The sequence below is a fragment of the Mycolicibacter algericus DSM 45454 genome, from assembly GCF_002086455.1.
In the GTDB taxonomy this organism is placed as follows: domain Bacteria; phylum Actinomycetota; class Actinomycetes; order Mycobacteriales; family Mycobacteriaceae; genus Mycobacterium; species Mycobacterium algericum.
Map to the genome: position 1 here is coordinate 71,771 of NZ_MVHC01000008.1, position 25,128 is coordinate 96,898.

25 protein-coding genes are annotated in these 25,128 nt (G+C 70.8%); 8 read left to right on the forward strand and 17 right to left on the reverse strand.

Annotated elements, in window-relative coordinates:
- Window positions 1–17 precede the first annotated feature (17 nt).
- Window positions 18–320, reverse strand: coding sequence for a DUF4229 domain-containing protein (locus tag BST10_RS10470; protein WP_235673688.1), 303 nt, complete (start codon window positions 318–320; stop codon window positions 18–20).
- 70 nt (window positions 321–390) lie between these two features.
- On the opposite strand from BST10_RS10470, the gene BST10_RS23270 reads away from it, so the two are divergent.
- Complete coding sequence (locus tag BST10_RS23270; protein ID WP_165757190.1) at window positions 391–540, forward strand: hypothetical protein; 150 nt, start codon at window positions 391–393, stop codon at window positions 538–540.
- A 13-nt stretch (window positions 541–553) separates the two neighbouring features.
- Here BST10_RS23270 and BST10_RS10475 read toward each other — a convergent pair whose 3' ends face one another.
- The 7 genes from BST10_RS10475 to hemL form a co-directional block, all read right to left on the reverse strand.
- A complete protein-coding gene (locus tag BST10_RS10475) occupies window positions 554–1,912 on the reverse strand; it encodes a nucleotide-binding protein (RefSeq protein WP_371869240.1) in 1,359 nt (452 codons plus the stop codon).
- Between the two features lie 79 nt (window positions 1,913–1,991).
- Window positions 1,992–2,969 (reverse strand): c-type cytochrome biogenesis protein CcsB, encoded by a 978-nt coding sequence (gene ccsB / locus BST10_RS10480; protein ID WP_083037722.1) that lies wholly within the window; start codon window positions 2,967–2,969, stop codon window positions 1,992–1,994.
- Window positions 2,970–4,625, reverse strand: coding sequence for a cytochrome c biogenesis protein ResB (locus BST10_RS10485; RefSeq protein ID WP_109559468.1), 1,656 nt, complete (start codon window positions 4,623–4,625; stop codon window positions 2,970–2,972). It abuts the gene before it with no gap.
- Window positions 4,625–5,413: a cytochrome c biogenesis CcdA family protein gene (locus BST10_RS10490; RefSeq protein ID WP_083037723.1), complete on the reverse strand. Its 789-nt coding sequence runs from the start codon at window positions 5,411–5,413 to the stop codon at window positions 4,625–4,627. The genes BST10_RS10485 and BST10_RS10490 overlap by 1 nt, the downstream gene beginning before the upstream one ends.
- Window positions 5,410–6,027: a TlpA disulfide reductase family protein gene (locus BST10_RS10495; protein WP_083037724.1), complete on the reverse strand. Its 618-nt coding sequence runs from the start codon at window positions 6,025–6,027 to the stop codon at window positions 5,410–5,412. The genes BST10_RS10490 and BST10_RS10495 overlap by 4 nt, the downstream gene beginning before the upstream one ends.
- A 2-nt stretch (window positions 6,028–6,029) precedes the next feature.
- Window positions 6,030–6,632: a histidine phosphatase family protein gene (locus BST10_RS10500; RefSeq protein ID WP_083037725.1), complete on the reverse strand. Its 603-nt coding sequence runs from the start codon at window positions 6,630–6,632 to the stop codon at window positions 6,030–6,032.
- The gene (hemL, locus tag BST10_RS10505; RefSeq protein WP_083037779.1) at window positions 6,632–7,960 is read right to left on the reverse strand and encodes a glutamate-1-semialdehyde 2,1-aminomutase; all 1,329 of its coding nucleotides are present in this window, start codon (window positions 7,958–7,960) and stop codon (window positions 6,632–6,634) included. Before hemL ends, BST10_RS10500 begins: the two co-directional genes overlap by 1 nt.
- A gap of 85 nt (window positions 7,961–8,045) precedes the next feature.
- On the opposite strand from hemL, the gene BST10_RS10510 reads away from it, so the two are divergent.
- Both BST10_RS10510 and BST10_RS10515 read left to right on the forward strand, forming a co-directional pair.
- Window positions 8,046–8,429: a nitroreductase family deazaflavin-dependent oxidoreductase gene (locus BST10_RS10510; RefSeq protein WP_083037780.1), complete on the forward strand. Its 384-nt coding sequence runs from the start codon at window positions 8,046–8,048 to the stop codon at window positions 8,427–8,429.
- A gap of 2 nt (window positions 8,430–8,431) precedes the next feature.
- A complete protein-coding gene (locus tag BST10_RS10515) occupies window positions 8,432–8,812 on the forward strand; it encodes a nitroreductase family deazaflavin-dependent oxidoreductase (RefSeq protein ID WP_013827462.1) in 381 nt (126 codons plus the stop codon).
- Window positions 8,813–8,825: 13 nt separating this feature from the next.
- Here BST10_RS10515 and BST10_RS24160 read toward each other — a convergent pair whose 3' ends face one another.
- Entirely contained in the window at window positions 8,826–10,400 is a 1,575-nt protein-coding gene (locus tag BST10_RS24160) for a PGRS repeat-containing protein (protein WP_163762408.1), read from the reverse strand.
- A gap of 137 nt (window positions 10,401–10,537) precedes the next feature.
- Here BST10_RS24160 and BST10_RS10525 point away from each other — a divergent pair, with 137 nt between their 5' ends.
- A complete protein-coding gene (locus tag BST10_RS10525; RefSeq protein WP_083037726.1) occupies window positions 10,538–11,767 on the forward strand; it encodes a JmjC domain-containing protein in 1,230 nt (409 codons plus the stop codon).
- A 106-nt stretch (window positions 11,768–11,873) separates the two neighbouring features.
- Window positions 11,874–13,307 carry a PPE domain-containing protein gene (locus BST10_RS10530; RefSeq protein ID WP_083037727.1) on the forward strand — a complete coding sequence of 478 codons (1,434 nt, stop codon included), beginning with the start codon at window positions 11,874–11,876 and terminating at the stop codon, window positions 13,305–13,307.
- A 5-nt stretch (window positions 13,308–13,312) separates the two neighbouring features.
- Here BST10_RS10530 and BST10_RS10535 read toward each other — a convergent pair whose 3' ends face one another.
- Entirely contained in the window at window positions 13,313–14,698 is a 1,386-nt protein-coding gene (locus BST10_RS10535) for a PPE family protein, SVP subgroup (protein ID WP_083037728.1), read from the reverse strand.
- A 166-nt stretch (window positions 14,699–14,864) separates the two neighbouring features.
- On the opposite strand from BST10_RS10535, the gene BST10_RS10540 reads away from it, so the two are divergent.
- The 3 genes from BST10_RS10540 (at window position 14,865) to BST10_RS10550 (ending at window position 17,789) form a co-directional block, all read left to right on the forward strand.
- Window positions 14,865–15,908 (forward strand): ABC transporter permease, encoded by a 1,044-nt coding sequence (locus tag BST10_RS10540; protein WP_083037781.1) that lies wholly within the window; start codon window positions 14,865–14,867, stop codon window positions 15,906–15,908.
- A 3-nt stretch (window positions 15,909–15,911) separates the two neighbouring features.
- Window positions 15,912–16,892, forward strand: coding sequence for an ABC transporter ATP-binding protein (locus tag BST10_RS10545; RefSeq protein WP_083037729.1), 981 nt, complete (start codon window positions 15,912–15,914; stop codon window positions 16,890–16,892).
- Between the two features lie 63 nt (window positions 16,893–16,955).
- Window positions 16,956–17,789, forward strand: a complete 834-nt coding sequence (locus BST10_RS10550; protein ID WP_163762432.1) for an alpha/beta hydrolase — start codon at window positions 16,956–16,958, stop codon at window positions 17,787–17,789.
- 110 nt (window positions 17,790–17,899) lie between these two features.
- Here the strand turns inward: BST10_RS10550 and BST10_RS10555 are convergent, their stop codons facing one another.
- The 7 genes from BST10_RS10555 to BST10_RS10585 all read right to left on the reverse strand — a co-directional run bounded on the left by BST10_RS10555 (window position 17,900) and on the right by BST10_RS10585 (window position 25,120).
- Window positions 17,900–19,981, reverse strand: a complete 2,082-nt coding sequence (locus tag BST10_RS10555) for a heavy metal translocating P-type ATPase (RefSeq protein WP_083037782.1) — start codon at window positions 19,979–19,981, stop codon at window positions 17,900–17,902.
- Window positions 19,982–20,007: 26 nt separating this feature from the next.
- Window positions 20,008–20,298, reverse strand: coding sequence for a hypothetical protein (locus tag BST10_RS10560; protein ID WP_083037731.1), 291 nt, complete (start codon window positions 20,296–20,298; stop codon window positions 20,008–20,010).
- Entirely contained in the window at window positions 20,292–20,846 is a 555-nt protein-coding gene (locus BST10_RS10565; protein WP_013827452.1) for a hypothetical protein, read from the reverse strand. Before BST10_RS10565 ends, BST10_RS10560 begins: the two co-directional genes overlap by 7 nt.
- A gap of 46 nt (window positions 20,847–20,892) precedes the next feature.
- Window positions 20,893–21,897 (reverse strand): PHP domain-containing protein, encoded by a 1,005-nt coding sequence (locus BST10_RS10570; protein WP_013827451.1) that lies wholly within the window; start codon window positions 21,895–21,897, stop codon window positions 20,893–20,895.
- A 22-nt stretch (window positions 21,898–21,919) separates the two neighbouring features.
- Window positions 21,920–22,360, reverse strand: coding sequence for a hypothetical protein (locus BST10_RS10575; RefSeq protein ID WP_013827450.1), 441 nt, complete (start codon window positions 22,358–22,360; stop codon window positions 21,920–21,922).
- On the reverse strand, window positions 22,357–23,328 hold the full coding sequence (hemB, locus tag BST10_RS10580) for a porphobilinogen synthase (RefSeq protein ID WP_081465464.1): 972 nt from the start codon (window positions 23,326–23,328) through the stop codon (window positions 22,357–22,359). Before hemB ends, BST10_RS10575 begins: the two co-directional genes overlap by 4 nt.
- Window positions 23,329–23,419: 91 nt before the next feature.
- A complete protein-coding gene (locus tag BST10_RS10585) occupies window positions 23,420–25,120 on the reverse strand; it encodes a bifunctional uroporphyrinogen-III C-methyltransferase/uroporphyrinogen-III synthase (protein WP_083037732.1) in 1,701 nt (566 codons plus the stop codon).
- Between the last annotated feature and the right edge of the window lie 8 nt (window positions 25,121–25,128).

Sequence of the window (25,128 nt, forward strand, 5' to 3'; positions counted from 1 at the left end):
CGCATCAACGGGAAAGCTCACTCCCCGCGTAGCCGGGCCTGCAGATCCGCCCGATCGCGCCGGCGCCGCTCGCCGGCGGCGGCCATGCTCTCGGTGGCGCGCCGGCGCAGCGGGGTGAAGATCCACATACCCAACGGCAGCGCGATGATCAGCGCCAACAGCATCGCGATGATCGGCGGGAAGTCGCTCAGGCCGACCAACCGCCCCAGCCCGTAGATCACCGCGCTCAACACCACCACCAGCGCCAGCCGGGCAGCCGTGTACACCGCCACATCGATCACCGCACGGCCCATCCGGGGCTCACCCTCTGTCACGGTCATCAAGCCTACTGTCGGCTCAGCGAGGCTTCGGGGCCGCTAACGGTATATTCGGCGCCAGGAGGTGTCGAGAGTGCTCTACCTGCTCCTCATCCTGACCGTGGGGACACTGGTCTACCTCGGTCTGCGCGCCAGCCGGTCGCGGCCGAAGACGCGCGTCATCGGTCCGGATGACGATCCGGATTTCCTGTGGAAACTCAGCCAGGGCGACAACAAGCCGTAGCGCGCTGACCGCGCTACACGAAGTGCTGGTTGAACCGGTCGTCGCCCGGGAACGCCTCGGCGACCACGGCGGCCAGCTCGACCAGGGCCTCGCGGGTCTCGCGCTTGAGGCGCAGCATGTCGATCTCGGCGCCCTCCTCCAGGTGCGGGTCGAACGGCACCAGGCGCACCGCACGGCACCGCCGGGAGAAGTGGTCGACCACCTTCTGCATGTCGACCTTGCCCGACCGCGGCCGCACGGCGTTGATCACGGCGATCGAGTTGCGCACCAGCTCCTCGTGGCCGTGCGCGTCGAGCCAGTCCAGCGTCGCCGAAGCGCTGCGCGCGCCGTCGACCGAGCCGGAGCTGACCACGATCATGGTGTCTGCCTTGGACAGCACCGCCGACATGGCCGAGTGCATCAGGCCGGTGCCGCAGTCGGTGAGGACCAGGCTGTAGAACCGCTCCAGCACCTGCAGCGTGCGGGCGTAGTCCTCGGCGCTGAACGCCTCCGACACCGCCGGATCGGTCTCCGAGGCCAGCACCTCCAGCCGGCTGGGCCCCTGGTTGGTGTAGCTGCGGACGTCGCTGTAGCGCTGGATGCCGTCGGCGTCGCGCAGCAGGTGGCGCACGGTGGCCGGGGTCTCCATCGGCACCTTCTGGCTCAGCGTGCCCCGGTCCGGGTTGGCGTCCACGGCCACCACCCGGTCGCCACGGATGGAGGCGAAGGTGGCGCCCAGCGTCGCGGTGACGGTCGTCTTGCCGACGCCGCCCTTGAGCGACAGCACCGCGATCCGGTGACAGCCCTGCAGCGGCCGGTTGACCTGCACCACCAGGTCGTTGTAGCGGGCGGTCCGCGGGCTCTCCCCAACATTGATCAACTGCCCGGACAGCACATAGAGCAGTCGGCGCCAGCCCGACGTCGGCGGCGGCTTGACCTGCCGCAACAGTGAGGTGGTGGACAGATCCGAGAACGGCGCGATGGGCTCCGCCGGGCGATACGGGGCATTGCCCGCCCCGCCGGGGCTACCGGGGCCGCCGGCCTGACCGCCGTAGTAGACCGGCGGCGGGTTGTCCATCGGCTGCGGGACCCAGGTCGCCGGTCCGGGGTTCCACTGCTGTTGCTGGGCTTGGGTCTCGGTGGGCGCCGGCCATGGGTCGAGCGGTTCGGCGAACCGGCGTTCGGTGCGGAAGCCGCCGAAGGACCGGGTCACCGAACCATCAGCACCATCAGCGCCCTCGTTCCGCTGCTGCAACGAGCCGGTGTCCGGATCACCGCTAGGGGCCTCGTCCGCCCCGGTGACCTGCTGATACGGCCGGAACTGGGTGGTCGGATGATCCGTCATCTCGTGGCCCTGGGTGGCGTCACCCGGTGCATGGTCGGACACTGATATCTCCCCCATCAGTTGGATCCAGTCGGTGGGCAGTAAGCGCAGGGTAGCGCAGCCGCCCTAACGCTTTCTGTCAGCAGTGTTAGCCGACTCCGGCATACGAGTGCAGTCCCACCGTCACCAGATTGACGAAGAACAGGTTGAAAATCATCGCCACGAAGCCAGCGACGTTGATCCAAGCCGCCTTGTAATCGCGCCACCCGGCCGTCGACCTGGCATGCAAATAGGCGGCGTAGATGACCCAGGCGACGAAGGAGACCGTCTCCTTCGGGTCCCAGCCCCAGTAGCGGCCCCAGGCACCTTCGGCCCAGATTGCGCCGAAGATCACGCCGAAACCGAACACCGGGAACGCGAAGATGGTCGTCCGGTAGGCGATGCGGTCCAGGGTTTGCGCGTCCGGCAACCGGCGCACCATCCGGGCCAGCGCACCGGGCGCGTCGGGGTCGCTCAGCCGCGTCGATCGCACCAGGAACAGGATGCTGGCCACCCCGGCGACCAGGAACACTCCGGAGCCGATGCTGACCACCGACACGTGGATCGGCAGCCAGTAGGACTGCAGCGCCGGCATCACCGGGGCGGCGGTGGCATAAAGCCAGCGCCCGGAGATTGTGAGCAGGATCAGCACCGGCAGCAGCACGAACACCCACAGGCTGCGGTATTGCGGGCGGCGCAGCGCGACCGCGGCGGCCAGCAGGCCGGAGAAGCAGGTCAGGTTGATGAACTCGTACATGTTGCCCCACGGCGGGCGCAGCGTGGCGGCGCCGCGGAACACGATGCAGGCCAGCAGCAGCGCGATGCCCAGGTAGACCAGGGCCAGCCCGGCCCGGCCCACCCGCTCGTCGAACGGCCGCCGGGGCGCCGGCACCACCACGCCGGGGGTGGCGCTGTCGGCGCTGACCTTCCCGGCCGGTACCAGCTCGGCCCCGGCGGAGCTGCGAGCGCGGCTGTAGGCCAGTTCGACGGCCAGCAGCAGCAGCGCGATCACCAGCACGACCAGCGCCGAGGTGAACGCCCAATCGGAGTAGCGCGCCAGCCCGACGTCGATATGGGTGCTATTCATCTAGTCCTCCTTGCCGGTGTCGAACCCGGCCAGCAATCGCGTGGTCAGTCGCTCGAACTCGTCACCCCAGCCGGAGTTGTCGGTGCGTGCCAGGCCGCCCAGCTCGACGTTGACGGTACCGGCCTGCCGCGTCGGCTCCGCGGTGATCCGGATCCAGATCCGGCGGCGGCGCACCACCAGCGACACCACCAGGCCGGCCATCATCGTCATCGCGAACACCAGCACCCAGATGTCGGCCGGGTCGTGGGACACCTGGATGTTGACGAACGGCACCGCGCCGTCGAACCGCACCAGGGTGCCGTCGTCAAGGCGGATGTGCTCACCGGCCTTCAGGTTGGACCGGGCCACCTTGGTCATCCGGCCCTGGTGGATCAGCCGGGAGTCCAGCGTGAACAGTCCCTGCGGACGGCCGGTGTCCAGGCCGGTGTCACCGCGGTAGACGTCGATGGCCACGGCGGGATCGCGCAGCGCCGGGAACGCCGACGACAGCAGTTTGTTGTCGAGTTCCTCGGTCGGCGCGAACAGCCCCTGGATGCCGATCTGGTGTTTGCGCCGCTCGCCCGGATCGGGATAGGTCCCGGCCGGCGGGTCGAAGCGCATGGCGCCCGACGACAGCAGGGTCAGCGGGTTGTCGGGACGGAACTGCACCGTCTGGGTGCGGGTCTGCCCGTCGGGGAAGATCACGGTGAAGGTGGGCGCATAGCCGTGGCCCTGCAGGTAGGCCCGCACGCCGCCCACCCGCAGCGGATGGTTGACCTCCAGCAGGTACGGGCGCCACTGGTCGGTGCTCAGATCATCGCCGACCTGGTAGTCGATGTGCGCGGTATACGCGGTGGCCAACCCGGAGTCCAGGTAGTTGGCGTCGAAGTCGTGGACCCGGATGCACATCGGGTGCAGTCGGGTGCCGTCGACGGTGGTGCCGGCGCGGAACGAGTCGAACGCCGCCGGTGACGCCGAACAGAACCCCGGACCGCCGTCGGCGATGACCATCACGTTTCCCTCGTAGCCGAACAGCCGGCCGGCCGCGACCGCGGCCAGCAGGCCCAGCAGCGCGAAATGGAAGGTGAGGTTGCCGAACTCGCGCAGATAGCCCTTCTCCGCGGAGATCTCGACGGTGCTTTCAGCCGTGCGGGTGATGCGCCGCCAGCCCCGCAGCCGCCCGGCCAGCTCGGCGCCGAGCTCGTCGGGATCGCCGACCAGCTGCGCCTCGGCGTGCTTGGGAAGCCGGGCCAGGTTGCGCGGCGCGGGGACCGGGGTGGCGCGCAGGTTGCGCAGGTGCTCGAGGGTCCGCGGGGTCAGGCAGCCGACCAGCGAGATGCACAGCAGCACGTAGATGGCGGTGAACCAGAAACTGGAGAAGACGTCGAACGCCTCCAACTCGTCCAGCCACGGCCCCAGCACCGGGTGCAGCGCCAGGTACTCATCGACTTTGGCGGCGTTGAGGTTTCGTTGCGGCAGCAGCGCCCCGGGGATGGCGGCCAGCGCGAGGAGGAACAGCAGCACCAGCGCGGTGCCCATGGAGGTCAGCGCACGCCAGGTGTTGCGCAGCAGCGCGAGCAGGCGCGAAAGCCCCTTGAAGCGCGCCGTTTTGGGGGCTTTGGTGTCTGCTCGCGGGGGTGATGTGGTGGTTCCCGCCGGCGGGGGTGACGTAACCATCAGATCGGCAGCCTGACATCGGAGATCAGCCCGTCACGCACCGCGGCCACGAAGTGGCCCCAGGCGCCGGTGACCAACGCCAATCCGACCGCGATCAGCAGCACCCCGCCCAGGATCTGGATGGTCCGGGTGTGCCGGCGCAGCCAGCCCAGTCCGGCCACCGCGCTGGCCGAGCCGAAGGCCAGCGCCACGAACGGGATGCCCAGCCCCAGGCAGTAGGCGATCACCAGCACCACCCCGCGGGCCACGCCGGAGCCGTCGGTGGCCGAGGCGACCGCGATCACCCCGGTCAGGGTCGGCCCCAGGCACGGTGTCCAGCCCAGCGCGAACACCGCTCCCAACAGTGGCGCGCCCAGCACCGTCGAGAGCTGCCGCGGGTTGAAGCGGACCTGGCGTTGCAGCGCCGGCACGAAGCCGATGAACACCAGTCCCATCGCGATGGTTACCACACCGCCGATCCGCTCCAGCAGCACCTGGTTGCTGATCAGCGTGGTGGTCATGCCGAGCACGGCGATCGAGCCCAGCAGGAACACCGCGGTGAACCCGGCGACGAACAGTGCCGCCGACCCCGCCACCCGCCACCTCGCCGCCGGTGGGGCTTTCAGCGGGCCGCCGCCGGGTTGTTCTGCTCGCTCCTCGATACCGACCACCGCCGCCAGGTACGACAAGTAGCCCGGCACCAGCGGCACGACGCACGGCGAGGCGAAGGACACCAGTCCGGCCAGCGCCGACACCGCGACGGCCAGCAGCAGTGGGCCGGTGGTGGCGATCGCGGTCAGGCTGCTCACCGCGGCGCCCCGGTGCTTTCAGCGCTTTCAACGCTTTCTGAGACCAGCCGCGCCACTACCGGCTGCAGGTCTTCGGCGAGCACCTCGCGCAGGAACACCGCCGCCACCCGGTGTTGCCGGTCGAGCACCATGGTCGCCGGGATGACCGATGACGGAAACCGGCCGCCGAAGGCGATCATGGTGCGCATCGCCGGGTCGTAGATCGACGGATAGGTGATGTTGCGGTCGGTGATGAAGTCACGAGGCGCCTGCGGTTCGGGGTCGCGGACGTCGATACCCAGGAACGCCACTCCTTGCGAGCGGGTGTCGTCGTAAACCTTTTGCAGCTGGGAGATCTCGGTGCGACACGGACCGCACCACTGCCCCCACACGTTGAGGACGACGACCTTGCCGGCGAAGTCGTCGACGCCGATGGTGCGCGATGGGTCCATCAGGTCGGGCCCGGAGATCGGGCCGGGCTTCCCACGATCGGCCGGCGGGTCGTAGAAGATGTCGGTCTTGCCGCCGGGCGAGACGAACTCGAAGGTGCCGCCGTGAGTGACGGCGTCGTCACCGGTCGAGCAGCCCGAGACCAGGGCGGCCGCCACCACCCCGGCGATCAGCACCGCCCGCATCGTCAGCCGCCGGACGGGACACGGTAGTCGACGTCGACCAGCCGATCACCGTCATAGATCAGCGTGGTCACCGAGCCCACATCGCACTGGCGCCGGCGCGGATCGTGCCAGAGCCGGTTGCCGCTGAGGTGCTGCCGCACCGTCCACACCGGCAGCTGGTGGCTGACGCACACCACCTCGTGACCGGTGGCACGGGACCGTGCCTTGTCCACCGCGGTGGCCATCCGCGCGGCGATGTCGGCATACGGTTCGCCCCAGGTCGGGGTGAGCGGGTTGCGCAGATGCCACCAGTATCGCGGGTTGCGCCAGGCGCCGTCACCGGGTGAAACCCGTTTGCCCTCGAAGACGTTGGTCGACTCGATGAGATTGTCGTCGGTGTCGACCGGCAGGTCGTGTCGGGCGGCGATCGGCGCGGCGGTCTCCTGGGCGCGCTGCAGCGGCGAGGCGATGACGGCGACGATGTCGGCATCGGCCAGCATCTCAGCGGCGGCGACGGCCTGGGCCCGGCCGGTGTCAGACAGCCGGAAACCCGGGATGCGGCCGTAGAGAATGCCGCCGGGGTTGTGGACCTCGCCGTGGCGGATCAGGTGTACGCGGGTCTGCATCAGGGTTTCGGCTCTCCGGTGGTGGCGGCGGCGCGGGCGGCGGCCGGCAGTGCCGCGGCGATCCGTTCGAACGCCGCGTCGCTGAGCGCAGCCGAGACGAACCAGGCCTCGAAGGCGCTGCAGGGCGGGTAGACGCCGGCATCGAGCAATGCGTGGAAGAACGCCCGGAACCGCCAGGTCTGGCTGGCCTTGGCGGTGGCGAAATCGGTGACCGGCTGCTCGGCGAAGAACACGCTGAACATATTGCCGGCACGCGGAATCTGGTGCGGCACACCGGCGTCGGTCAACGCTTGCGACAGCAGCGCGGTCAGCCGGTCGGCGTTCTCATCGAGGGCGGCGTAGACGTCGGCGTCCGCGGCACGCAGCGTGGCCAGCCCGGCAGCGACCGCCACCGGGTTCCCGGACAGCGTGCCGGCCTGATAGACCGGCCCCAGCGGTGCCAGCCGGTCCATCACCTCCGCCCGGCCGCCGAACGCCGCGGCCGGCAACCCGCCGCTGATCACCTTGCCGAAGGTGAACAGGTCGGCATCCACCGGATCGAGCCCGTACCAGCCACTGGCGCTGACCCGAAAGCCGGTCATCACCTCATCGACGATCAGCAGCGCTCCGTGTTCGCTCGCGATCGCCCGCAGCTCGGCGTTGAAGCCGGGCGCCGGCGCCACCACGCCCATGTTGCCGGGGCTGGCCTCGGTGATGACCGCCGCGATCTGATCACCGAACTCGCTGAACGCTGCGCGCACCGCAGCAACGTCGTTGTAGGGCAACACGATGGTGTCGGCGGCGGTGGCACCGGTGACGCCCGGCGACGACGGCAGCCCCAGGGTGGCCACCCCGGAGCCGGCGTCGGCCAGCAGCGCGTCGACGTGGCCGTGGTAGCAGCCGGAGAATTTGACGACCTTGGGCCGGCCGGTGAAGCCGCGGGCCAGCCGCAACGCGCTCATGGTGGCCTCGGTGCCGGAGTTGACCAGCCGGATCTTGCTCACCGCCGGCACCCGGGCGACGATCTCGGCGGCCAGCTCGGTCTCGGTGCGCGTCGGCGCCCCGAATGACAGACCGCCGCCGGCGGCCTGTCGGACCGCGTCGACGACCGCCGGATGGGCATGGCCGAGGATCATCGGGCCCCAGGAGCAGACCAGGTCGACGTAGCGGTTGCCGTCGGCGTCGGTGAGCCAGCAGCCCTGGGCGCGGTCGATGAACGGCGGGGTGCCGCCGACGGCGGCGAAGGCGCGGACCGGTGAGTTCACCCCGCCTGGGGTGACCGCGCAGGCCTGCTCGAACAGCCGCGCGGATGCCGCCGTGACACGATCCGCACCAACCACGACGACCAGTGTCCCAGCTCGCGCGGCTCCGCCGACTACAGGGTGTAGTTGACGGGGGTTGAGGTGATCGTGCGCTCGGGGTTGGATGACCATCATGCAACTACCGCAACGGCTGGCCCGGTTCAACCGGCATGTCACCAACCCGATCCAGCGGATGTGGGCCGGCTGGACGCCTTCATTCGGCATCCTCGAGCACGTCGGCCGACGCTCCGGCAAGCCCTACCGCACCCCGCTGAGCGTGTTCAGCACCGACGACGGGGTGGCGATCCTGCTCACCTACGGCCCGGACCGGGACTGGCTGAAGAACATCATCGCCGCCGGTGGCGGCAGAATGCGCCGCCACGGCAAGACCTTCGCGGTGAGCAACCCGCAGGTGGTCACCAAAGCCGAGGCGGCGCAGCACGTGCGCGGCCGGGCCCAGGCGGTCTTCGCGCGGCTGCCGTTCGAGCAGGCGGTGCTGCTGACCAGGCTGGACTGAGGATGCAGTTCTCCGAGCGACGCGCCCGGTTCAACCGGGTGGTGACCAATCCGCTGTTCCGCCCGATCTCGGGCTGGGTGCCGATGTGGTCGATCATCGAGCACACCGGCCGTCGCTCCGGTGCGACGTACCGCACCCCGGTCTCGATGTTCCACACCGCCGACGGCGTCGCGGTGCTGCTGCCCTACGGCACCGGCCGGGACTGGGTGAAGAACCTTCAGGCCGCCAACGGCGGGCGAGCCAAGATGGGTGGCAAGACCTTTGCCGTCACCAACCCGCGGGTGGTGCCGACCGGCGAAGCCGCCGGGCTGCTGAAGTCGCCGTGGCGCCAACTGCTCGGGCGCGCCGGCGTGGCGCACACCCTGCTGCTGGACCGGGCCTGACGCCGGCGGCGCGTCACCCCGTTTCCGTGCCGGGTGCGCCCGGCTGCCCCGGGGGTCCGTCCGGGTTGCCGGGCCCACCGGCGCCCGCCGCACCGGCCGCGCCGGCCTCGACGCCATCGCCGCCGTTTCCGCCGTCACCACCGCCTCCGCCCGGACCGACCGCTCCGCCGGCAGCGGGAGCGCCGCCGGCACCGCCGGTGCCCCCGGCGCCGCCGGCGGTCGCGGCGGCGCCGCTACCGGCGTCACCGCCGTTTCCGCCGAGGCCCCCGGTTCCGCCGTCGGGATGATCGGCCGTACCGGAACCACCGGCCCCACCGGTGCCGCCCTTGCCGCCGGCGCCGCTCTCGCCGGCGTAGGGGTGGCCGAGCATGCCCACGGCGCCGTCACCGCCGTCGCCACCGTTGCCGGCCGTGGCGGACCACGACCCGGCCGCACCGCCGCTTCCACCGGCGCCGGCCGCCCGACCGTGGCTGGGGACACCTCCGTAGCCGCCGGCGCCGCCGTCGCCACCATGGCCGCCGTTGCCGCCGTCGCCGTCCGGCGAACCGGCCAGGCCGTCGCCGCCGTTACCACCCGGGGCACTGAAGCCTCCCGGCCCGGCGTTGCCCATGAACACCAGGTTGCCGGCGTTGCCGGCCGCGCCGCCGTCCCCGCCATTGCCCCCGCTGGGGTGATCCTCGGTGCCGGCGCCGCCGTTGCCGCCGTAACCGCCGGACCCGCCCGGGCCACCGAAGCCGGCCACCCCGTTTCCGCCATCGCCGGCGTCACCGCCGTGGCCGCCGTCGCCGCCGCCGTTGCCCCAGCCACCGTCGCCGCCGTCCCCGCCGCGACCGCCGGCGCCGAACAATGAGATGGCGTCGCCGCCGAGCCCGCCGGTACCGCCGTCGCCGGCCGGGCCGGTGATGCTGTCCAGGCCGTCACCGCCCCAGCCGCCTTCGCCGCCGTTGCCCAGCAGCCACCCACCGGTCCCCCCGACGCCGCCGTCGCCGCTGGCGCCGCCGTCCCCGCCCCAGCCGCCGTTGCCGATCATCTTCGCGTCGCCGCCGTCGCCGCCGGTCACCCCCGCGGCGATGTTCTCGTCGCTGCCCGCGCCGTAGCCGTTGCCGCCGTCGCCGAACAGCCAACCGCCGTCGCCGCCGTCGGGGTGGTCGACGGTTCCGTCGACACCGTCGCAGATCAGGCCGCAGGCGCCGTCAAAAGCGAAGAGCGGGTTGATGATCGGGTCGATCAAGGCGCCGGGACCCATCATCCACAAGGTGCCCAGGTCGTGGATGGTGGCGTAGAGCTGATTCTGGACCAGCCCGGCGAAAACGACCTCCACGACCGATGTCCAGGTATAGATGTCGGTGCCCACCTGGCCGAGATCCAGCGTGTCCCCGGCGGTCGCGCCCGGGTCGGCCAGCGCGAAATCGTCGAGGAACTGATCCAGCGAGAACAGGTCGTCGAAGTCGGCTCGGGCCGGCGCGGTGGCGACCGGGCTCAGTCCCAGCGCCAGGAACGTGCCTACCGATGTCGCGGCGCCCACCACTCGACTGCCGGGGTGGCGAACGGGGCGATGGGTTCGGCTCTCAGCGCACTGACGGGGCATTCGCCGACTGTAACCAGCGCAACTCCCATGCCACAACTGAGGAACTTAAATCGATGTTCGTCAGTATGTGAGGACCGATCCAGCGGTAATGACCCGCACTCGCTGGGTTAACACTTGGCCGTCGCAGGTGTATTTTTGTGCCGGTGTCGGCCGGCGATGGCTACGGAGTGTTCCCAGGTTTCGAGTTCCCGCTCGCCTGGCTGCTGGCGCCGGTGACGGTGCAGACCTTCCTCGACGAGCTGTGGGGCGCCGCGCTGCATCACATCGGCCGGGACCGCGCCGACTACTTCGACGGGCTGTCCGGGCTCGCGACGGCCGGGCAGCTGCTGGAGTCGCTGCGCACCGAGCCGTCCGCGGTGCGGCTGGTGCGCGGAGCCGACCATCTGGCCCCGGAGCAGTACACGCTCGCCGACGGCACCCTGGACCTGGGCCGAATCCACGCGGAGCTGGACAACGGCTACACGATCATCTGCAACAACATCGAGAAGTACCTGCGCCCGATGTCGACGCTGACCCACGGCGTCGAGGTCGAACTGAATTTCCCGACCCACGTCAACGCCTACGTCACCCCGCCGTCCGCCGTGGGTTTCCTGCCGCACTACGACCACCACGACGTGCTGGTGCTGCAGATCCAGGGCCACAAGACCTGGCACTTCTACGGCGACGAGCCGATACCGCCGCACCTGATGCAGCAGCTGCACGAGGTCGATCCGGCCGGCCTGCCCGAGCCCACCAGCCTGCACCTGAGCGCCGGGGACACCCTGTATGTGCCTCGGGGGCGGGTGCATTCGGCCGAGACGACGTCGGAGTCGTCGCTTCATCTGACGGTGGGTATCCACGTGCCGACGGTGCTCACGCTGCTGACTCACACGCTGCAACTGTTGAGCCTGCGCGACGACGTCGTGCACACCCGGCTGCCCGCAAGGCATTTGGACGACCCACAGCTGCAAGCCGGCCTGGGCGCGGTGGTCCGGGATGCGCTCGCCGCCGTCGAGACCCCCGCTGCGCTGGCGGAAGGCCTTGGCGCCATGCAGGATCTGCTGGTGCGCCGCGCCCGCTGCCCGGTGGTCGGACAGGTCGCCGACACCGTCGGGATCGATGCCGACACCCTGGTGCGCAAGCAGCAGCCGCTCTATTCCCGGGTGACCCGGACGGTGGACGGCGTCGGCCTGCAGTTCGCCCAATTGGTCGTCAGCGCCCGCCCCGATCATGAAGCCGCGATGTGGTTTCTGTCCGATGCCACCGAGTCATTCCGGGTCGGTGAACTACCCGGGCTGACTGCCGCCCAGCAGCTCGAGTTGGTGCGGAGCCTGATCATGAGCGGCTTTCTGGTGCGGGCGTGCGCCACCGCACCATTGAGTCCATGAATGCGGCGATATCAACCTTATTCGCCCGCATTCAGAGGAATTTTCCAGGAAATAATCGCGATTTGAGGATTAAGATTCGATTATTAACGGGTCAGGGAAGGCAGCAATGACGGAGCCGATCTGGATGGCGTCACCACCGGAGGTGTACTCGGCGTTGCTGAGCAACGGTCCGGGCCCGGGCCCGCTGCTGGCGGCCGCCGGCATGTGGGACGCGTTGAGCGCCGAATACACGGAGGTGGCGCAAGAACTGTCCGCCATGCTCTCCGCGGTGCAGGCCGGATCCTGGCAGGGCCCCAGTGCGGAATCCTATGTGGCAGCGAATGTTCCGTATCTGGCCTGGCTGAGCAAAGCCGGCGCCGATGCCATGACATTGGCCACCCAACACCAAACCGCCGCCGCCGCCTACACTTCCGCGCTGGCCACGATGCCCACGCTGGCCGAACTGGCTGCCAACCACGCCATTCACGCGGTGCTGGTGGCGACGAACTTCTTCGGGATCAACGCCATTCCGATCGCCCTCAACGAGGCCGACTACACCCGGATGTGGGTACAGGCGGCCACCACGATGTCGACGTATCAGACCGTGGCGGGCGCCGCGGTGGCGTCCGCTCCGGCCGCGTCGACCGCCCCGACGGTGCTCAACCCCGATACCCCGCAGCACCGCGACCACCAGCATCGGTCCGACCAGGCCCCCACCCAGGACTTCGGCAACATCTACCAGCAGAGCTGGTGGACGACCCGGATCGCGGAGATCAACGAGGCCATCCAGGCCGATCTTGCCGGCAACAACCCGCTCGTCAGCCTGATCAGCGACCCGGTGCTGATGACGATCGCGCCGCACTACGCGGGCGAGATCGTGCTGGGGATAGCGCCGGCCGTGACGTCGCTGACCGAGACCATGCTCGCGCTGGTCGCGCCCGCGTCACCGCTGGCCGGCTTCGCCGGTGTCGCCGGCCTGGCCGGGATCAACGTTCCGGCAGCGCCGGCGCTGCCCGCCCCGGCTCCACCGGTGCCCGTCGCCGCCGCTCCAGCCGGCCTGGCGGCCCCGCCGGCCCCCGCGCCGGCGGCTCCCCCGGCTATGGCCCCGCCTACCCCGGCACCGGCGGCGACCGTCGGTGGCGGCGTCCCGGTGATGCCGCCGCCGATCACCGGCGCCGAGACGGCGGCATTCCCGTACCTGGTCGGCGGCGGACCGTCCTACGGGGCGCCGGCGAAGATGCGCGTCGCCGCGCCCGCGGCGGCCCAGCGGTCGCAGCCGCCCGCTGCCGCGGCGGCGACCACCGCGACGGCCAGGCAGGCGCGGCGACGCCGACAGCGCGAGACCCTGACCGATCCGGGCAACCGCTACGAATACCTCGACCCCGGCGGGATCGCGGCGTCGGCCAGCGGCGCGGGCCAGCTGGGTTTCCGGGGCACCGTTCCACACGAGACACGTTCTACGGTAACGGGATTGACCACCCTGACCGACAGTACCGCGGGCCCGGCGGCGCCGATGCTGCCGCACACCTGGGAGAAGCCCGACGACCCGACGCCCGGCTGAACCGGTCACTGGCCCAGCAGGCGCATCTTCTGCTCGTTGTACTCGTCGTTGGTGATCAACCCGCGATCGCGTAACTCGGCGAACTCGCGGATCTCGGCGGCGATGCCCATCGCCGTCGGCCCGGGGGCACCCTCGGCGTCACCGGAAGCAGCGGGCGCGGCGGCGGCCGCGGGCTGCGGCAGCTGGACTTTCGGTGCCACATCCGCGCCGCCCCGCCCGCGACTCACCGAACCTGCCAGGGCGCTGCCGCCCATGCCCGCGAGCGCCATCTGACTGAAAGCACCGCCGGCGCCGGCGAGCGAACCGCCCGGTGCGGCGCCCACACCCGGGCCGGCCAGCGGCGTGGTGTAGGACAGGGTCTTGATCTCCGGGGCGTTGGCGGCCCAGCTGATCGGCACCGACAGTTTCCCCGCCGAGACCGCCTCGCCCATCGACGCCGACATCGACACCGAATTCGCCGACGACAGCGCGTCGCCGATGAAGCCACCCGGCCGCGACGGGGTCAACGGCGAGAACAGGTCGATGTTGTGCAGGATCTCGAACTCGACCTGTTCCAGCCGGTCCTGCTGGTAGAGGATCTCCCGCGTGCTGGCATCGGCCGCCATCCAGGCGCCCGAGGCCAGCACCAGCGAGACCACCTGCGCCGCGCTCAGCCCCGCGATGTCACTGAGGCTCGGCAGCGTGATCAGATCCTCGATGCCCTGGGCGGCTCCGGGCACCGTCGCCGCCGCCGCCTGCAGCATCGAGTTGTTCGGCGCCCCGAAGATCCCCGAGGCCAACTCGCCCAGCAGCGACTGGACGTTCGACGACGACGAGGTGGCTTCGGCCGCCCCGGTCGCGGCGGCCTGACTGAGCGGTCCGGCCGGATTGCTGGTCTGCGGTGGCTGCTGGAAGGGCGCCAACCCGGTCGCGGCGGCCGAGGCCGCGGCGTAGGAGTACATCGCGGCGGCGTCCTGGGCCCACATCTCGCCGTAGGCGGCCTCATTGGCGGCGATCGCCGCGGTGTTGGTGCCCAGCACGTTGGTGGCGATCAGCAGCAGCAGCTGCGCCCGGTTCGCGGCGACCACCGTAGGCGGCACCGTCGCACTGAACGCCGCCTCGTAGGCGGCGGCCGCCGCGTTCGCCTGCGCCGTCGTGTGATCGACCTGCGCCGCGGTGGCGGCCATCCAACTCGCATACCGCGCCGCCGACTGCGCCAGCGCCAACGACGCCGGTCCCAGCCAGGCCTGGCCGGTCAGCTCGGCGATCACCGACTCATACGAGGTGACCGCCGCGTGCAGTTCCGCGGACAACGCACCCCAGGCCGCGGCGGCGGCCCGCATCGGCGTGGAACCCGGGCCGGTATAGATGCGCAGCGAGTTGACCTCCGGCGGCAGGGCAGCGTAATTCATCACTGACCCCCTCCCTGGGCACGGGCCGACGTAAACCGGCGTGAGTGTATTTGTAACCGAAAAGCGCCCGGCAGGCCCGGGGATTGTGGATATGCGAAGGGCGGTTGCGCTGACCTGCCGAGATGCCGGTCACAGCCGCACGCTGCGATAACATGCGCGCGTGCGGATGCTGATCACCGCGTTGCGCGACCTGCAGTGGCGGCTGCGCCGGTTCATCGTCGCCGCCGTCGGCACCGCGATGGTGTTCGCCCTGACCCTGGTGCTGGCCGGACTGACCCACGGCTTCCGGGTCGAGGCCGAGCACGTCGTCGACTCGCTGGGGATCGACAGCTACCTGATCCAGACGGCCGCGGTCGGTCCGTTCATGGGCTCGTCACGGTTCCCGCAGAAAGAGGCCGGGGATGTCGCCGCGATCTCCGGTGTCGAGGCGGCGCTGCCGGTGGTCTACGGCAACACCATCCTGCAGGACGGCGAGTCGCCGCTGAACGTGAATGTCTACGGGGTGCCCAAGGCCGCGATGCCGCCGATCACCGCGGGGCGCGCACCGACCGAGCCCAACGAGATCGCGATGTCCGCCACGCTGAAACGCGCCGTCGGCGATGACGTCGAACTGGGCGCGGGCAAGCTGCGCATCGTCGGGCTGGTGGGAAAGTCGACGACGCTGGCCGGGCAGCCCAACGCCTTCCTGACCGTGGCGGGCGCACAGCGGCTGATGTATTCCGGGCAGCCGGTGGCCTCGGCGATCGGCCTGCGGGGCACCCCGGCCGAGGTGCCGGAGGGCTACCGGGTGGTGGATCGGGCCGCCGCCGTCGACGACATGGTGCGCCCGCTGGCCGGGGCGCAGATGGCGCTGTCGTACATGTCGGTGCTGCTGTGGGGCGTCGCCGCGCTGATCGTGGGCTCGCTGATCTACCTGTCGGCGCTGGAGCGCACCCGCGACTTCGCGGTGTTCAAGGCACTGGGTGTCACCACCGGGATGGTGCTGGCCGGGCTGGCGCTGCAGGCGGTGGCCGTGGCGGTGGCCGCGGCGGTGCTCGGCGGGGCACTGGCGGTCGCGATCGGCCCGCTGTTCCCGATGCTGGTGGCGGTGACCACCTCGTCGTTCGCGCTACTGGTGCTGACCGCGGTGGGCATCGGACTGCTGGCCAGCCTGGCCGGCCTGCGGCACGCGGTGGCCGTCGACCCGGTGCTGGCGTTCGGGGGGCCGTAGGCCATGGGAGACCTGCGGATCAACGATCTGGTCATCGAATACGCCACCGGCAGCGGCGAACCGATCCGGCCGATCCACGGCCTGAGCCTGGAGATTCCGGCCGGCTCACTGGTGGTGGTCCTCGGGCCCAGTGGCTGCGGCAAGACCACCCTGCTGTCGTGTCTGGGCGGCATCCTCAGCCCGACCAGCGGCCGAATCCGGTTCGGCGCCACCGAGGTCACCGCGTTGAGCCGCCGGGAGATCACCTCCTACCGGCGCCGCACCGTCGGCATCGTGTTCCAGGCGTTCAACCTGGTGGCCAGCCTGACCGCGCTGGAGAACGTGATGGTGCCGATGTGGGCGGCCGGCTGGACGCAGTGGTCGGCCACCGAACGCGCCCGGGACCTGCTCACCCGCGTCGGCCTGGCCGACCGGACCCACCACCGGCCCGGCCAGCTCAGCGGCGGTCAGCAGCAACGCGTCGCGGTGGCGCGCGCCCTGGCACTGGACCCGCCACTGATCCTGGCCGACGAACCCACCGCGCAACTGGACTTCGTCCGGGCCGGCGAGGTCGTGCAACTGTTGCGGGTGCTCGCCGCCGGGGACCGCGTGGTGGTGGTGGCCACCCACGACACCCGGATCGTGCCGCTGGCCGACATCGTCATCCAGCTCTCGCCCACCGCCACGCCGGCGCGGGCCCAGCAGGCGCCGGTGCGGCTGGGACCCGGCGCGGTGCTGCTGGAACAGGGCACCGTGGAGGACCTGATCTACGTCGTCACCGAGGGCGAGGTGGAGATCGCCCCGGAGACCTCCGGGACCGGCGGCGGCCTGCTCAAGATCGGCAAACCGGACAACTACGCCGGCCAACTCGGGCCGATGGTCCGTATCCCCCGCTCAGCGACGGTCCGCGCGCCGCGCGAGGCGACCGTGGTGAGCTACACCGTCGAGGCGTTCCGCCAACAGTTCGGCCAGCCGCCGACGCCCGACGTTCCTGACGATTCCTAACGAACCCGTATCAACCTGATCGGTGGCGCGGCGTGCCTGACCAACCGCGACGCGGGCCGGGAAATAATGACCGTCATGGCTGATGTGACCCGCCGGGCTGCGTTGCGCCTTGGGGTCGGTGCCGCGGGGGCTGCGGGCCTGTTCGGAGTGGGTGTCGGGCGGCAGCCGGCCGTGTCACGGGCCACCGGGAACACCTACCCCACGCGGGAATCCGGGTCGTTCGTGTCCGCGGCCCGCGGCGGGGTGGAGACCAACTGGATCATCGCCCGGCCGCCCGGGCAGACCGCGCCGCTGCGCCCGGTGATCGCGCTGCACTGCAAGGACGCCGACGCCGCCTGGGTGATGGATCTCGGCGTCGAGGAGGAGTTGGCGCAGCTGACCGCGTCGGGGCGGCCACCGTTCGCCGTGGTGGCCGTCGATGGCGGCAACAGCTACTGGCGACCGCACGGCTCCGGCGAGGACGCCGGGGCGATGGTGCTGGGTGAGCTGATCCCGATGCTGGCCGACAAGGGCATCGACACCTCGCGGGTCGGGTTCATGGGCTGGTCGATGGGCGGCTACGGCGCGATGCTGCTGGGCACCCGCCTGGGCCCGGCGCGGACCGCCGGAATCTGCGCGATCAGCCCGGCGATCTACATGACCTACTTCGGCGCGCCGGCCGGGGCGTTCGACAGTGTCGACGACTGGCGGACGAACTCGCCGTTCACCCTGGTGCCGCAGCTGGCCCACATCCCGCTGCGGGTGGATTGCGGCACGTCGGACAGCTTCTACTACGCGACCCGAAGCTTCGTCGGACAGCTGAATCCACCGCCGGCGGGCGGATTCTCACCGGGCGGGCACGACGTGTCCTACTGGCGGGCCCAACTGCCCGCCCAGTTGGCCTGGCTGGATTCCTGAGTTCGTCGGCCGGTCGCCGCCGAGTGTGCGCTGAGGGCAGTCGGACGCGCGAAATCACGCCCGGAATGCACACTGGGGGCCGGTTGACCGGGTCAGACGATTCGCGGACACTACCGCGCGAACCGCCGTAACCGCAGGCTGTTGGTCACCACCAGAACCGACGACGCCGCCATCGCCGCACCGGCGATCATCGGGTTGAGCAACCCGGCCGCCGCCAGCGGAATCGCGGCGACGTTGTAGCCGAACGCCCAGACGAGGTTCTGCCGGATGATGCGCAACGTGCGCGCCGAGAGCCGCAGCGCGGTGGGGACCGTGCCCAGGTCACCGCGGACCAGGGTCAGGTCGCCGGCCTCGATGGCGGCGTCGGTGCCGGTGCCCATCGCCATCCCGATGTCGGCGGTGGCCAGCGCGACCGAGTCGTTGACGCCGTCGCCGACCATCGCCACCCGCCGGCCCTGCGCCTGCAGCTGCTTGACGGCGTCGGCCTTGTCGGTGGGCAACACGTTGGCGATGACATCGGCCGGGTCGATCCCGACCTCGCCGGCGACCTTGCGGGCCACGGCCGCGCCGTCGCCGGTGAGCAGCATCGGTGTGATGCCCATGGCCTTGAGCTCATCCACCGCCGCGGCGCTGCTCGATCGCACGGTGTCGGTCAGCGTGATGGTCCCCCGGGTCCGGCCGTCCCAGCAGACCTCGACGGCGGTCCCGGTCTCATGGGCGGCCGCCGATCGGGTGACCTCGACCCGCACCCCGTCGACCACCCCGCTCACCCCGTGCCCGGTCCGGCTGGCGAACTCGCTCACCCGCCCGATGGGCAGCCCGGCCGCTTTGGCGCCGGCCACGATGGCCGCGGCGATCGGATGCTCGGATCCGGATTCGACAGCGGCGGCGCGCGCCAGCACGGTGTCGGGGTTCTCGCCGCGGTCGACCGCGAGGCCGCCGACGGCCATCACGCCGGTGGTGACCGTTCCGGTCTTGTCGAATACGACGGTGTCGATGTCCTTGACGGCCTCGAGGACCTGCGGATTCTTGATCAGGATGCCCAGCTGCGCGCCGCGGCCGGTGCCGACCAGGATGGCGGTCGGGGTGGCCAGCCCCAGCGCGCACGGGCAAGCGATGATCAGCACCGCCACCGCGGCGGTGAACGCCGCCGCGGCGGATTGCCCGGCCAACAGCCACCCGGCGAGGGTGAGTGCGGCGATCACCAGCACCACCGGCACGAACACCGCCGACACCCGGTCGGCCAGCCGCTGGATCGACGCCTTGCCGGCCTGGGCGTCTGTGACCAGCTTGGCCATCCGGGCCAGCTGGGTGTCGGCGCCCACCTTGGTGGCGCGGACCAGCACCAGTCCGGTGGTGTTGAGTGACCCGCCCAAAACGTCGGCGCCGACTCCCACTTCTGTGGGCAGTGACTCACCGGTCATCGCCGAGGTGTCCAGCGCGGTGGCGCCGTCGATGACGACGCCGTCGGTGGCGATGCGCTCGCCCGGCCGGACCACGACGACATCACCCACCCGCAGGTCGGCGATCGGCACCCGGGTCTCCTTCAGCCCGTCCGGGCCGCGCCGCATCACCGCGGCGTCCTTGGCGCCGAGTTCCAGCAGTTCGCGTAGCGCCGCGCCCGCCGAACGTTTGGCGTGCGACTCGGCATAGCGGCCAGTCAACAGGAAGACGGTCACCACCGCCGCCACCTCGAAATACAGATGGCCGGCCCCGGTGAGGACCGCGACCGCCGACCACAACAAGGCCGCCACGGTGCCCAGCGACACCAGGGTGTCCATGGTGGCGGCGCCATGGGCGGCGTTAGCCAGCGCGGCACGGTGGAACGGGTAGCCGCCCCACACCACGATCGGGACCGTCAGCGCGAACACCACCCAGCCCCAGCCGCTGAACTGCCAGGCCGGCACCATCGACAGCGCCACCACCGGCGCGGCCAGCAGCGCCGAACCGATCAGCCGGGGACGCAGTTGCCCGGCCGGCACGTCAGCGTGTTCGGCCGGGTGCTCGTGCGCCGCACCGATCACCGCGGCCTGGTAGCCGGCCGATTCCACGGCCCGCAGCAGCTCATCGGCCGAGACGGTGTCGTCATGCTCGACGTGGGCGCGCTCAACCGCCAGATTCACCGTGGCGTGCACCCCGTCGAGCGCGTTCAGGCCGCGCTCCACCCGCGCCGCGCACGACGCACAGGTCATTCCGCGCAGTTCCAGGTCGGTGGTGATCACCCCGTCGATGATACCCCCGCGGGGTATATGGGCTCCGATCGGCGACGGGCCCGGCGCAGCCGCGCCGTACCGATCACCGCCAGCACACCGGCGACCGTCGCCAACAGCAGCGCCAGCAGCAACATGCGCGGGTGGTAGGTCACCGAGGTGGTGGCCGGTTCACCGTCGATCACCGGCGCGACCAGGACCAGGTAGCGGACGTGCATCCAGCTCACGGCGCAGCCCAGCGCGGCGGCGCCGGCCAGGGTGAGCTCGGCGCACCCCCGGACGACCGGAGTGCTCACCATGACGATTCTTCGGCGTCGTCGTCGACGTCGGGCCGGGTGAGCTCGCCGGGCGGAATCGCCTCGGGAAGCAATTCGGTCAGCGCGGCACGCAGCCTGCGGTGATCCCGCGCCCAGGCCTGAACCGTGCGCCGCCCGCTCAGCCGCAGCCCGATGCCCACCCGACGGCGTGGCACCCCGCTCAACTCGCCCAGCGCCCGGGATTCCTGCCACTTCTCCGGTTGGGCTTTGCCCCAGCCGGTCGGCCGCTTGGCCTCGGGGTAGATCATCACGATCTCGGCGATCCGCAGGGTTTCGGTGCCCTGCCGCAGGGTGTCCCGGGTGAGCTCGACGGAGGTGTGGATCCGCGCCGCCTTCACCTGAATGGCGAGCATGCCGGAGACCAGCCCCATCATGATGGCCGGGATCACCGGCTGGAACTCACCGCCGCCGGAGTTCTGGATCAGCAGCAACAGTCCGCCGGCGACCGGGCCGAACAGCACCCAATACCAACTGGCACCGCATTCGAAGAACAGCGGTGCGGACGGTGCCGTCGGCTCGGGTTCAGACATGTCGGGTCAGCCTAACGCGGTTACCGGGCCGCCCGGCGCGGGACTCTCAGGCCGTCGCCCAGGCCAGCAGGTCCTCGACCGGCCACGTGTTGACAATCCGCTCGATCGCAATCTCGGCGTCAAGCGCGCGCTGGGCGCCGAAGCCGAGGAAGTCGAGCTGGCCCGGGGCATGTGCGTCAGTGTCAATGCTGAACAGACACCCCACCTCGTGCGCGAGATGCATTAGTCGGGTTGGTGGGTCGCGTCGTTCCGGGCGGCAGTTGATCTCCACTGCGGTGTTGTGCTCGCGGCAGGCGGTGAACACCGCCTCGGCATCGAACTGTGACTCCGCCCGTCGGCCGCGCCCACCGGTCACCAGCCGCCCGGTGCAGTGCCCGAGCACGTTGACCCGCGGATCGGAGACCGCGCGCACCATCCGCCGCGTCATCGCGCCCGACTCCATCGCCAGCTTGGAGTGCACGCTGGCGACCACGATGTCGAGTCGCTCCAGTAACTCGGGCTCCTGATCCAGGCTGCCGTCGTCGAGGATGTCGACCTCGATGCCGGTCAGGATCCGCAGCGGCGCAAAGTGCTCCCGCAGCCCGTCGATCACCTCGAGTTGGTGGCGTAACCGCTGCGGTGAGAGTCCGTTGGCGATGGTCAGCCGCGGAGAATGATCAGTCAGCGCGCAGTAGTCATGCCCCAGCGCCACCGCGGTGGTCATCATCTCCTCGATCGGCGCTGAGCCGTCCGACCAGTCCGAATGCAGATGCAGGTCCCCGCGCAACGCCGCGCGCAACACCCCACCACCCAGATCCGCCGCCTCGTCGCGCAATCGCACCAGGGTGTCGGGCTGCCCACCGGCCCAGGCCTGCGCAATCACCGCGGCGGTCTTCGGTCCGATGCCAGGCAGAGACTGCCAGCTCTCGGCCACGCCATGGCGGCGCCGCTCGTCGTCGCCCAGGGCCTCGATGACGTCGGCGGCGCGGCGATAGGCCATCACCCGACGCGGGTCCTCGCGGGCCCGGTCCTTGTAGAACGCGATCTGGCGCAGTGCCTCCACCGGATCCATCACCCCAGTCTGCCGCGACCGGTTACCGGGTCAGGTACTCCTGGGCGTCGGAGCGGTGCAGCAGGAAGGTCCCGGCGGCGATCAGCACCGATCCGACGATGCCGGTGACCGCGATGGTCACCGCGACCGCCGGCCTCGGATCGGGGTGTGACAGCCCGCTCATCGCGTACGCCACCGACGCGATCGCTCCGCCGGTCAACACGGTGCGGGCCCACCGGTACCCGGAGCGCATCAGCACCAGGAAGGTCGCCACCACCACGACCATCACCAACGCGGTCAAGCCGATGATCGGGTAAGTCACCGGCATCTCGGCGAGTTCCGGGGCAACCAGCAGGCTCACCACGTATCCGGTCGTCATCAACGGCAGCGCGGACAGCCAGAGCCAGAACCCGGTGTCGACATCGGCCGGCCGGGCGGGCCGGGTCGCCGCCGGTGGCTGCGACCCGACATCCGGACCCGTCATGCCAGCCAGCCGGCCGCGTCGACCGCCCAGTAGCTCAGCACGATGTCGGCGCCGGCGCGCCGGATGCCGATCAGCGACTCGAGCGCGGCGGCCCGCCCGTCGATCCAGCCGTTGGCCGCGGCAGCGGCGATCATCGCGTACTCCCCGGACACCTGGTAGGCGGCGACCGGGACCGGGGAGAGATCCGCGGCAGCCGCGATCACGTCCAGGTAGCTCATGGCGGGTTTGACCATGACGATGTCGGCGCCCTGGGCGAGATCGAGGGCTACCTCGCGCAGTGCCTCGCGGGCATTGCCCGGCTCCTGCTGGTAGCTGCGGCGGTCGCCTTGCAGACTGGAGGCGACCGCGTCGCGGAACGGGCCGTAGAACGCCGACGCGAATTTCGCCGCGTAGGCCAGGATCACCACGTCGCTGTGCCCGGCGGCATCCAGCCCGTCGCGGATGGCGGCGACCTGGCCGTCCATCATCCCGCTGGGACTGACCACGTGTGCGCCGGACTCCGCTTGTGCCACCGCCAGCTCCACGTAGCGCTCCACGGTCGCGTCGTTGTCGATGCGGCCGCGGTCGTCGAGCACGCCGCAGTGGCCATGGTCGGTGAACTCGTCCAGGCAGGTGTCGGCCATCAACACGGTGGCGTCCCCGAGATCAGCGGCCAGCTCCCGCAACGCGGTGTTGAGGATCCCGTCGCGGTCGATGCCCGCGGCGCCGGTGGCGTCCTTGTCCGCCTCGGCCGGAACGCCGAACAGCATCAGGCCGCCCACCCCCGCGGCCACCGCGTCGGCGGCCGCGGCCCGCAGCGAATCGCGGGTGTGCTGGTAGACACCGGGCATAGAAGGGATGGGGCGAGCTTCCGTTATCCCGTCGGCGACGAACATCGGCAGCACCAGATGCCTTGGCTCCAAAGAGGTCTCGGCCACCAGCCGGCGCAGCGCCGGCGTGGACCGCAGCCTGCGCGGACGCTCGATCATGCGTTGACGCTGCGGTGAGGGCGGACGCTACTCGCACTTCTCCGCCGTGGACGCAGCGTCAACGTGAGACAGGTCATCGCCGCACTCGCGATCAGCGCCGGCGGCTCTTCTTGCGCGGCGGCGGCAGGGCGCCCTCGGCACGCAACCGGGCGGCGTGCTCGGCCAGCGCGTCGACCAGCGGACCGACCGCGGCCGTCTCGGGCTGCACGTCGACCCGCAACCCGAATTCCGCTGCCGTCTCGGCGGTCTTGGGGCCGATGCAGGCCACGATCGTGCGGGCGTGCGGCTTGCCGGCGATGCCGACCAGGTTGCGCACCGTGGAACTCGACGTGAAGCACACCGCGTCGAATCCGCCGGTCTTGATCATCTCCCGGATGGTCGCCGGCGGCGGGGCGGCCCGCACCGTGCGGTAGGCGGTGACGTCCTCGATCTCCCAACCCCGCTCACGCAGCCCCTCGGCCAGCGTCTCGGTGGCGATGTCGGCGCGCGGCAGCAGCACCCGGTTCACCGGATCGAAAACGTCGTCGTAGGGCGGGAATTCGTCGAGCAGGCCCAGCGAGGACTGCTCCCCGGCGGGCACCAGCTCGGGGCTGATCCCGAACGCCCGGACCCGCTCGGCGGTCGCTTCGCCGACACAGGCGATCTTCACCCCGGAGAATGCGCGGGCGTCCAGCCCGAATTCACCGAACTTCTCCCACACCGCACGGACCGCGTTGGTCGAGGTGAACACCACCCACTGGTAGCGGCCGTCGACCAAACCCTTGACGGCCCTTTCCATCTGGGCTGGGCTGCGCGGCGGTTCCACGGCGATGGTGGGCACCTCGACAGGCGAGGCGCCGTGCCCGACCAGCTTCTCGCTCATCTCGCCGGCCTGATCCTTGGTGCGCGGCACCAGCACCGTCCAGCCGTACAGCGCGCGGCTCTCCCACCAGTTCAGCTTGGCCCGGTTGTTCACCGTCTTGCCGATGGTCACCACCAATGGACCGGCGGCGGTCTCCTGACCGTTGGGCAGGATGACCGGGTCGATGCTGGCCAGCGACGCCGGGTCGGTCAGTGCGCTGAGGCTGGCCTCCACCGAGCGCTGTGCGCAGGTGGTGCCCGAGGTGGTGACCACGCACGGGGTGGCGTCCGCGAGGCCGTATTCGATCAGCGTGCGGGCCGCCTCGGGCAGGTGCGAGGTGGTGGCCTGCAGGATCAGCGGGCCCGGGGCCGCAGCCAGGGCGGCCCAGTCGACGTGCGGGTCGCGGACGTCGGCAACGGTGTGCGACGAGCCGAGCGGCAGGCCGGCGTAGGTGGGCACCGCGCTGGTGGCGGGCAGTCCCGGCACGATCTCGAACTGCACGGTGGTGCGGGCTACCGCGTTGACCTCGGTGATGACGGAGTCGACGGACAGCGGGTCGCCGGCCACCAGACGCACCACGTCGGCGCCGGAGCGCGCCTCGGCGGTCAGGATCTTGGCCACCTCGGCCGGTTCGCCCAGTGCGGGACGGATGTCGGGCCCGCCCGGGACGGTCGCGGCGGCGTCTTCGGCGCCGGCGGCGCCTTCCTCGGCCGTATCGGTCTTGTCCGCCTTGGGGTCCGGCGGCACCGGCCCGGCGATCGGGGGCAGGTCCGTGCCGACCAGCCCCAGCACCGCCTCGGGCACGTCGGGGTCGACGAACACCAGCGCGGCGTTCGTCAGCGCCGTCCGCGCCCGCGCCGTCAGCAGGCCCGGGTCACCCGGACCCGAACCGACGAACACAATGCGGCCCGGCTTGGGCTTCTGCCCTCGCACGCTCACTTGGCGAGCCATTCCCTACT

Excerpts from the sequence above, each read along its gene's own strand:
- BST10_RS10535 (WP_083037728.1), bottom strand. The coding sequence starts at position 14,698 with ATGAATTACGCTGCCCTGCCGCCGGAGGTCAACTCGCTGCGCATCTAT.
- BST10_RS10500 (WP_083037725.1), bottom strand. The coding sequence starts at position 6,632 with ATGCAGACCCGCGTACACCTGATCCGCCACGGCGAGGTCCACAACCCC.
- BST10_RS10585 (WP_083037732.1), bottom strand. The coding sequence starts at position 25,120 with ATGGCTCGCCAAGTGAGCGTGCGAGGGCAGAAGCCCAAGCCGGGCCGC.
- BST10_RS10575 (WP_013827450.1), bottom strand. The coding sequence starts at position 22,360 with ATGACGGGTCCGGATGTCGGGTCGCAGCCACCGGCGGCGACCCGGCCC.
- BST10_RS10470 (WP_235673688.1), bottom strand. The coding sequence starts at position 320 with ATGACCGTGACAGAGGGTGAGCCCCGGATGGGCCGTGCGGTGATCGAT.
- ccsB (WP_083037722.1), bottom strand. The coding sequence starts at position 2,969 with ATGAATAGCACCCATATCGACGTCGGGCTGGCGCGCTACTCCGATTGG.
- BST10_RS10485 (WP_109559468.1), bottom strand. The coding sequence starts at position 4,625 with ATGGTTACGTCACCCCCGCCGGCGGGAACCACCACATCACCCCCGCGA.
- BST10_RS10570 (WP_013827451.1), bottom strand. The coding sequence starts at position 21,897 with ATGGATCCGGTGGAGGCACTGCGCCAGATCGCGTTCTACAAGGACCGG.
- BST10_RS10530 (WP_083037727.1), top strand. The coding sequence starts at position 11,874 with ATGACGGAGCCGATCTGGATGGCGTCACCACCGGAGGTGTACTCGGCG.
- hemB (WP_081465464.1), bottom strand. The coding sequence starts at position 23,328 with ATGATCGAGCGTCCGCGCAGGCTGCGGTCCACGCCGGCGCTGCGCCGG.
- BST10_RS10515 (WP_013827462.1), top strand. The coding sequence starts at position 8,432 with ATGCAGTTCTCCGAGCGACGCGCCCGGTTCAACCGGGTGGTGACCAAT.
- BST10_RS10555 (WP_083037782.1), bottom strand. The coding sequence starts at position 19,981 with ATGACCTGTGCGTCGTGCGCGGCGCGGGTGGAGCGCGGCCTGAACGCG.
- BST10_RS10540 (WP_083037781.1), top strand. The coding sequence starts at position 14,865 with ATGCTGATCACCGCGTTGCGCGACCTGCAGTGGCGGCTGCGCCGGTTC.
- BST10_RS10560 (WP_083037731.1), bottom strand. The coding sequence starts at position 20,298 with ATGGTGAGCACTCCGGTCGTCCGGGGGTGCGCCGAGCTCACCCTGGCC.
- BST10_RS10565 (WP_013827452.1), bottom strand. The coding sequence starts at position 20,846 with ATGTCTGAACCCGAGCCGACGGCACCGTCCGCACCGCTGTTCTTCGAA.
- BST10_RS24160 (WP_163762408.1), bottom strand. The coding sequence starts at position 10,400 with ATGCCCCGTCAGTGCGCTGAGAGCCGAACCCATCGCCCCGTTCGCCAC.
- BST10_RS10495 (WP_083037724.1), bottom strand. The coding sequence starts at position 6,027 with ATGCGGGCGGTGCTGATCGCCGGGGTGGTGGCGGCCGCCCTGGTCTCG.
- BST10_RS10545 (WP_083037729.1), top strand. The coding sequence starts at position 15,912 with ATGGGAGACCTGCGGATCAACGATCTGGTCATCGAATACGCCACCGGC.
- BST10_RS10510 (WP_083037780.1), top strand. The coding sequence starts at position 8,046 with ATGCAACTACCGCAACGGCTGGCCCGGTTCAACCGGCATGTCACCAAC.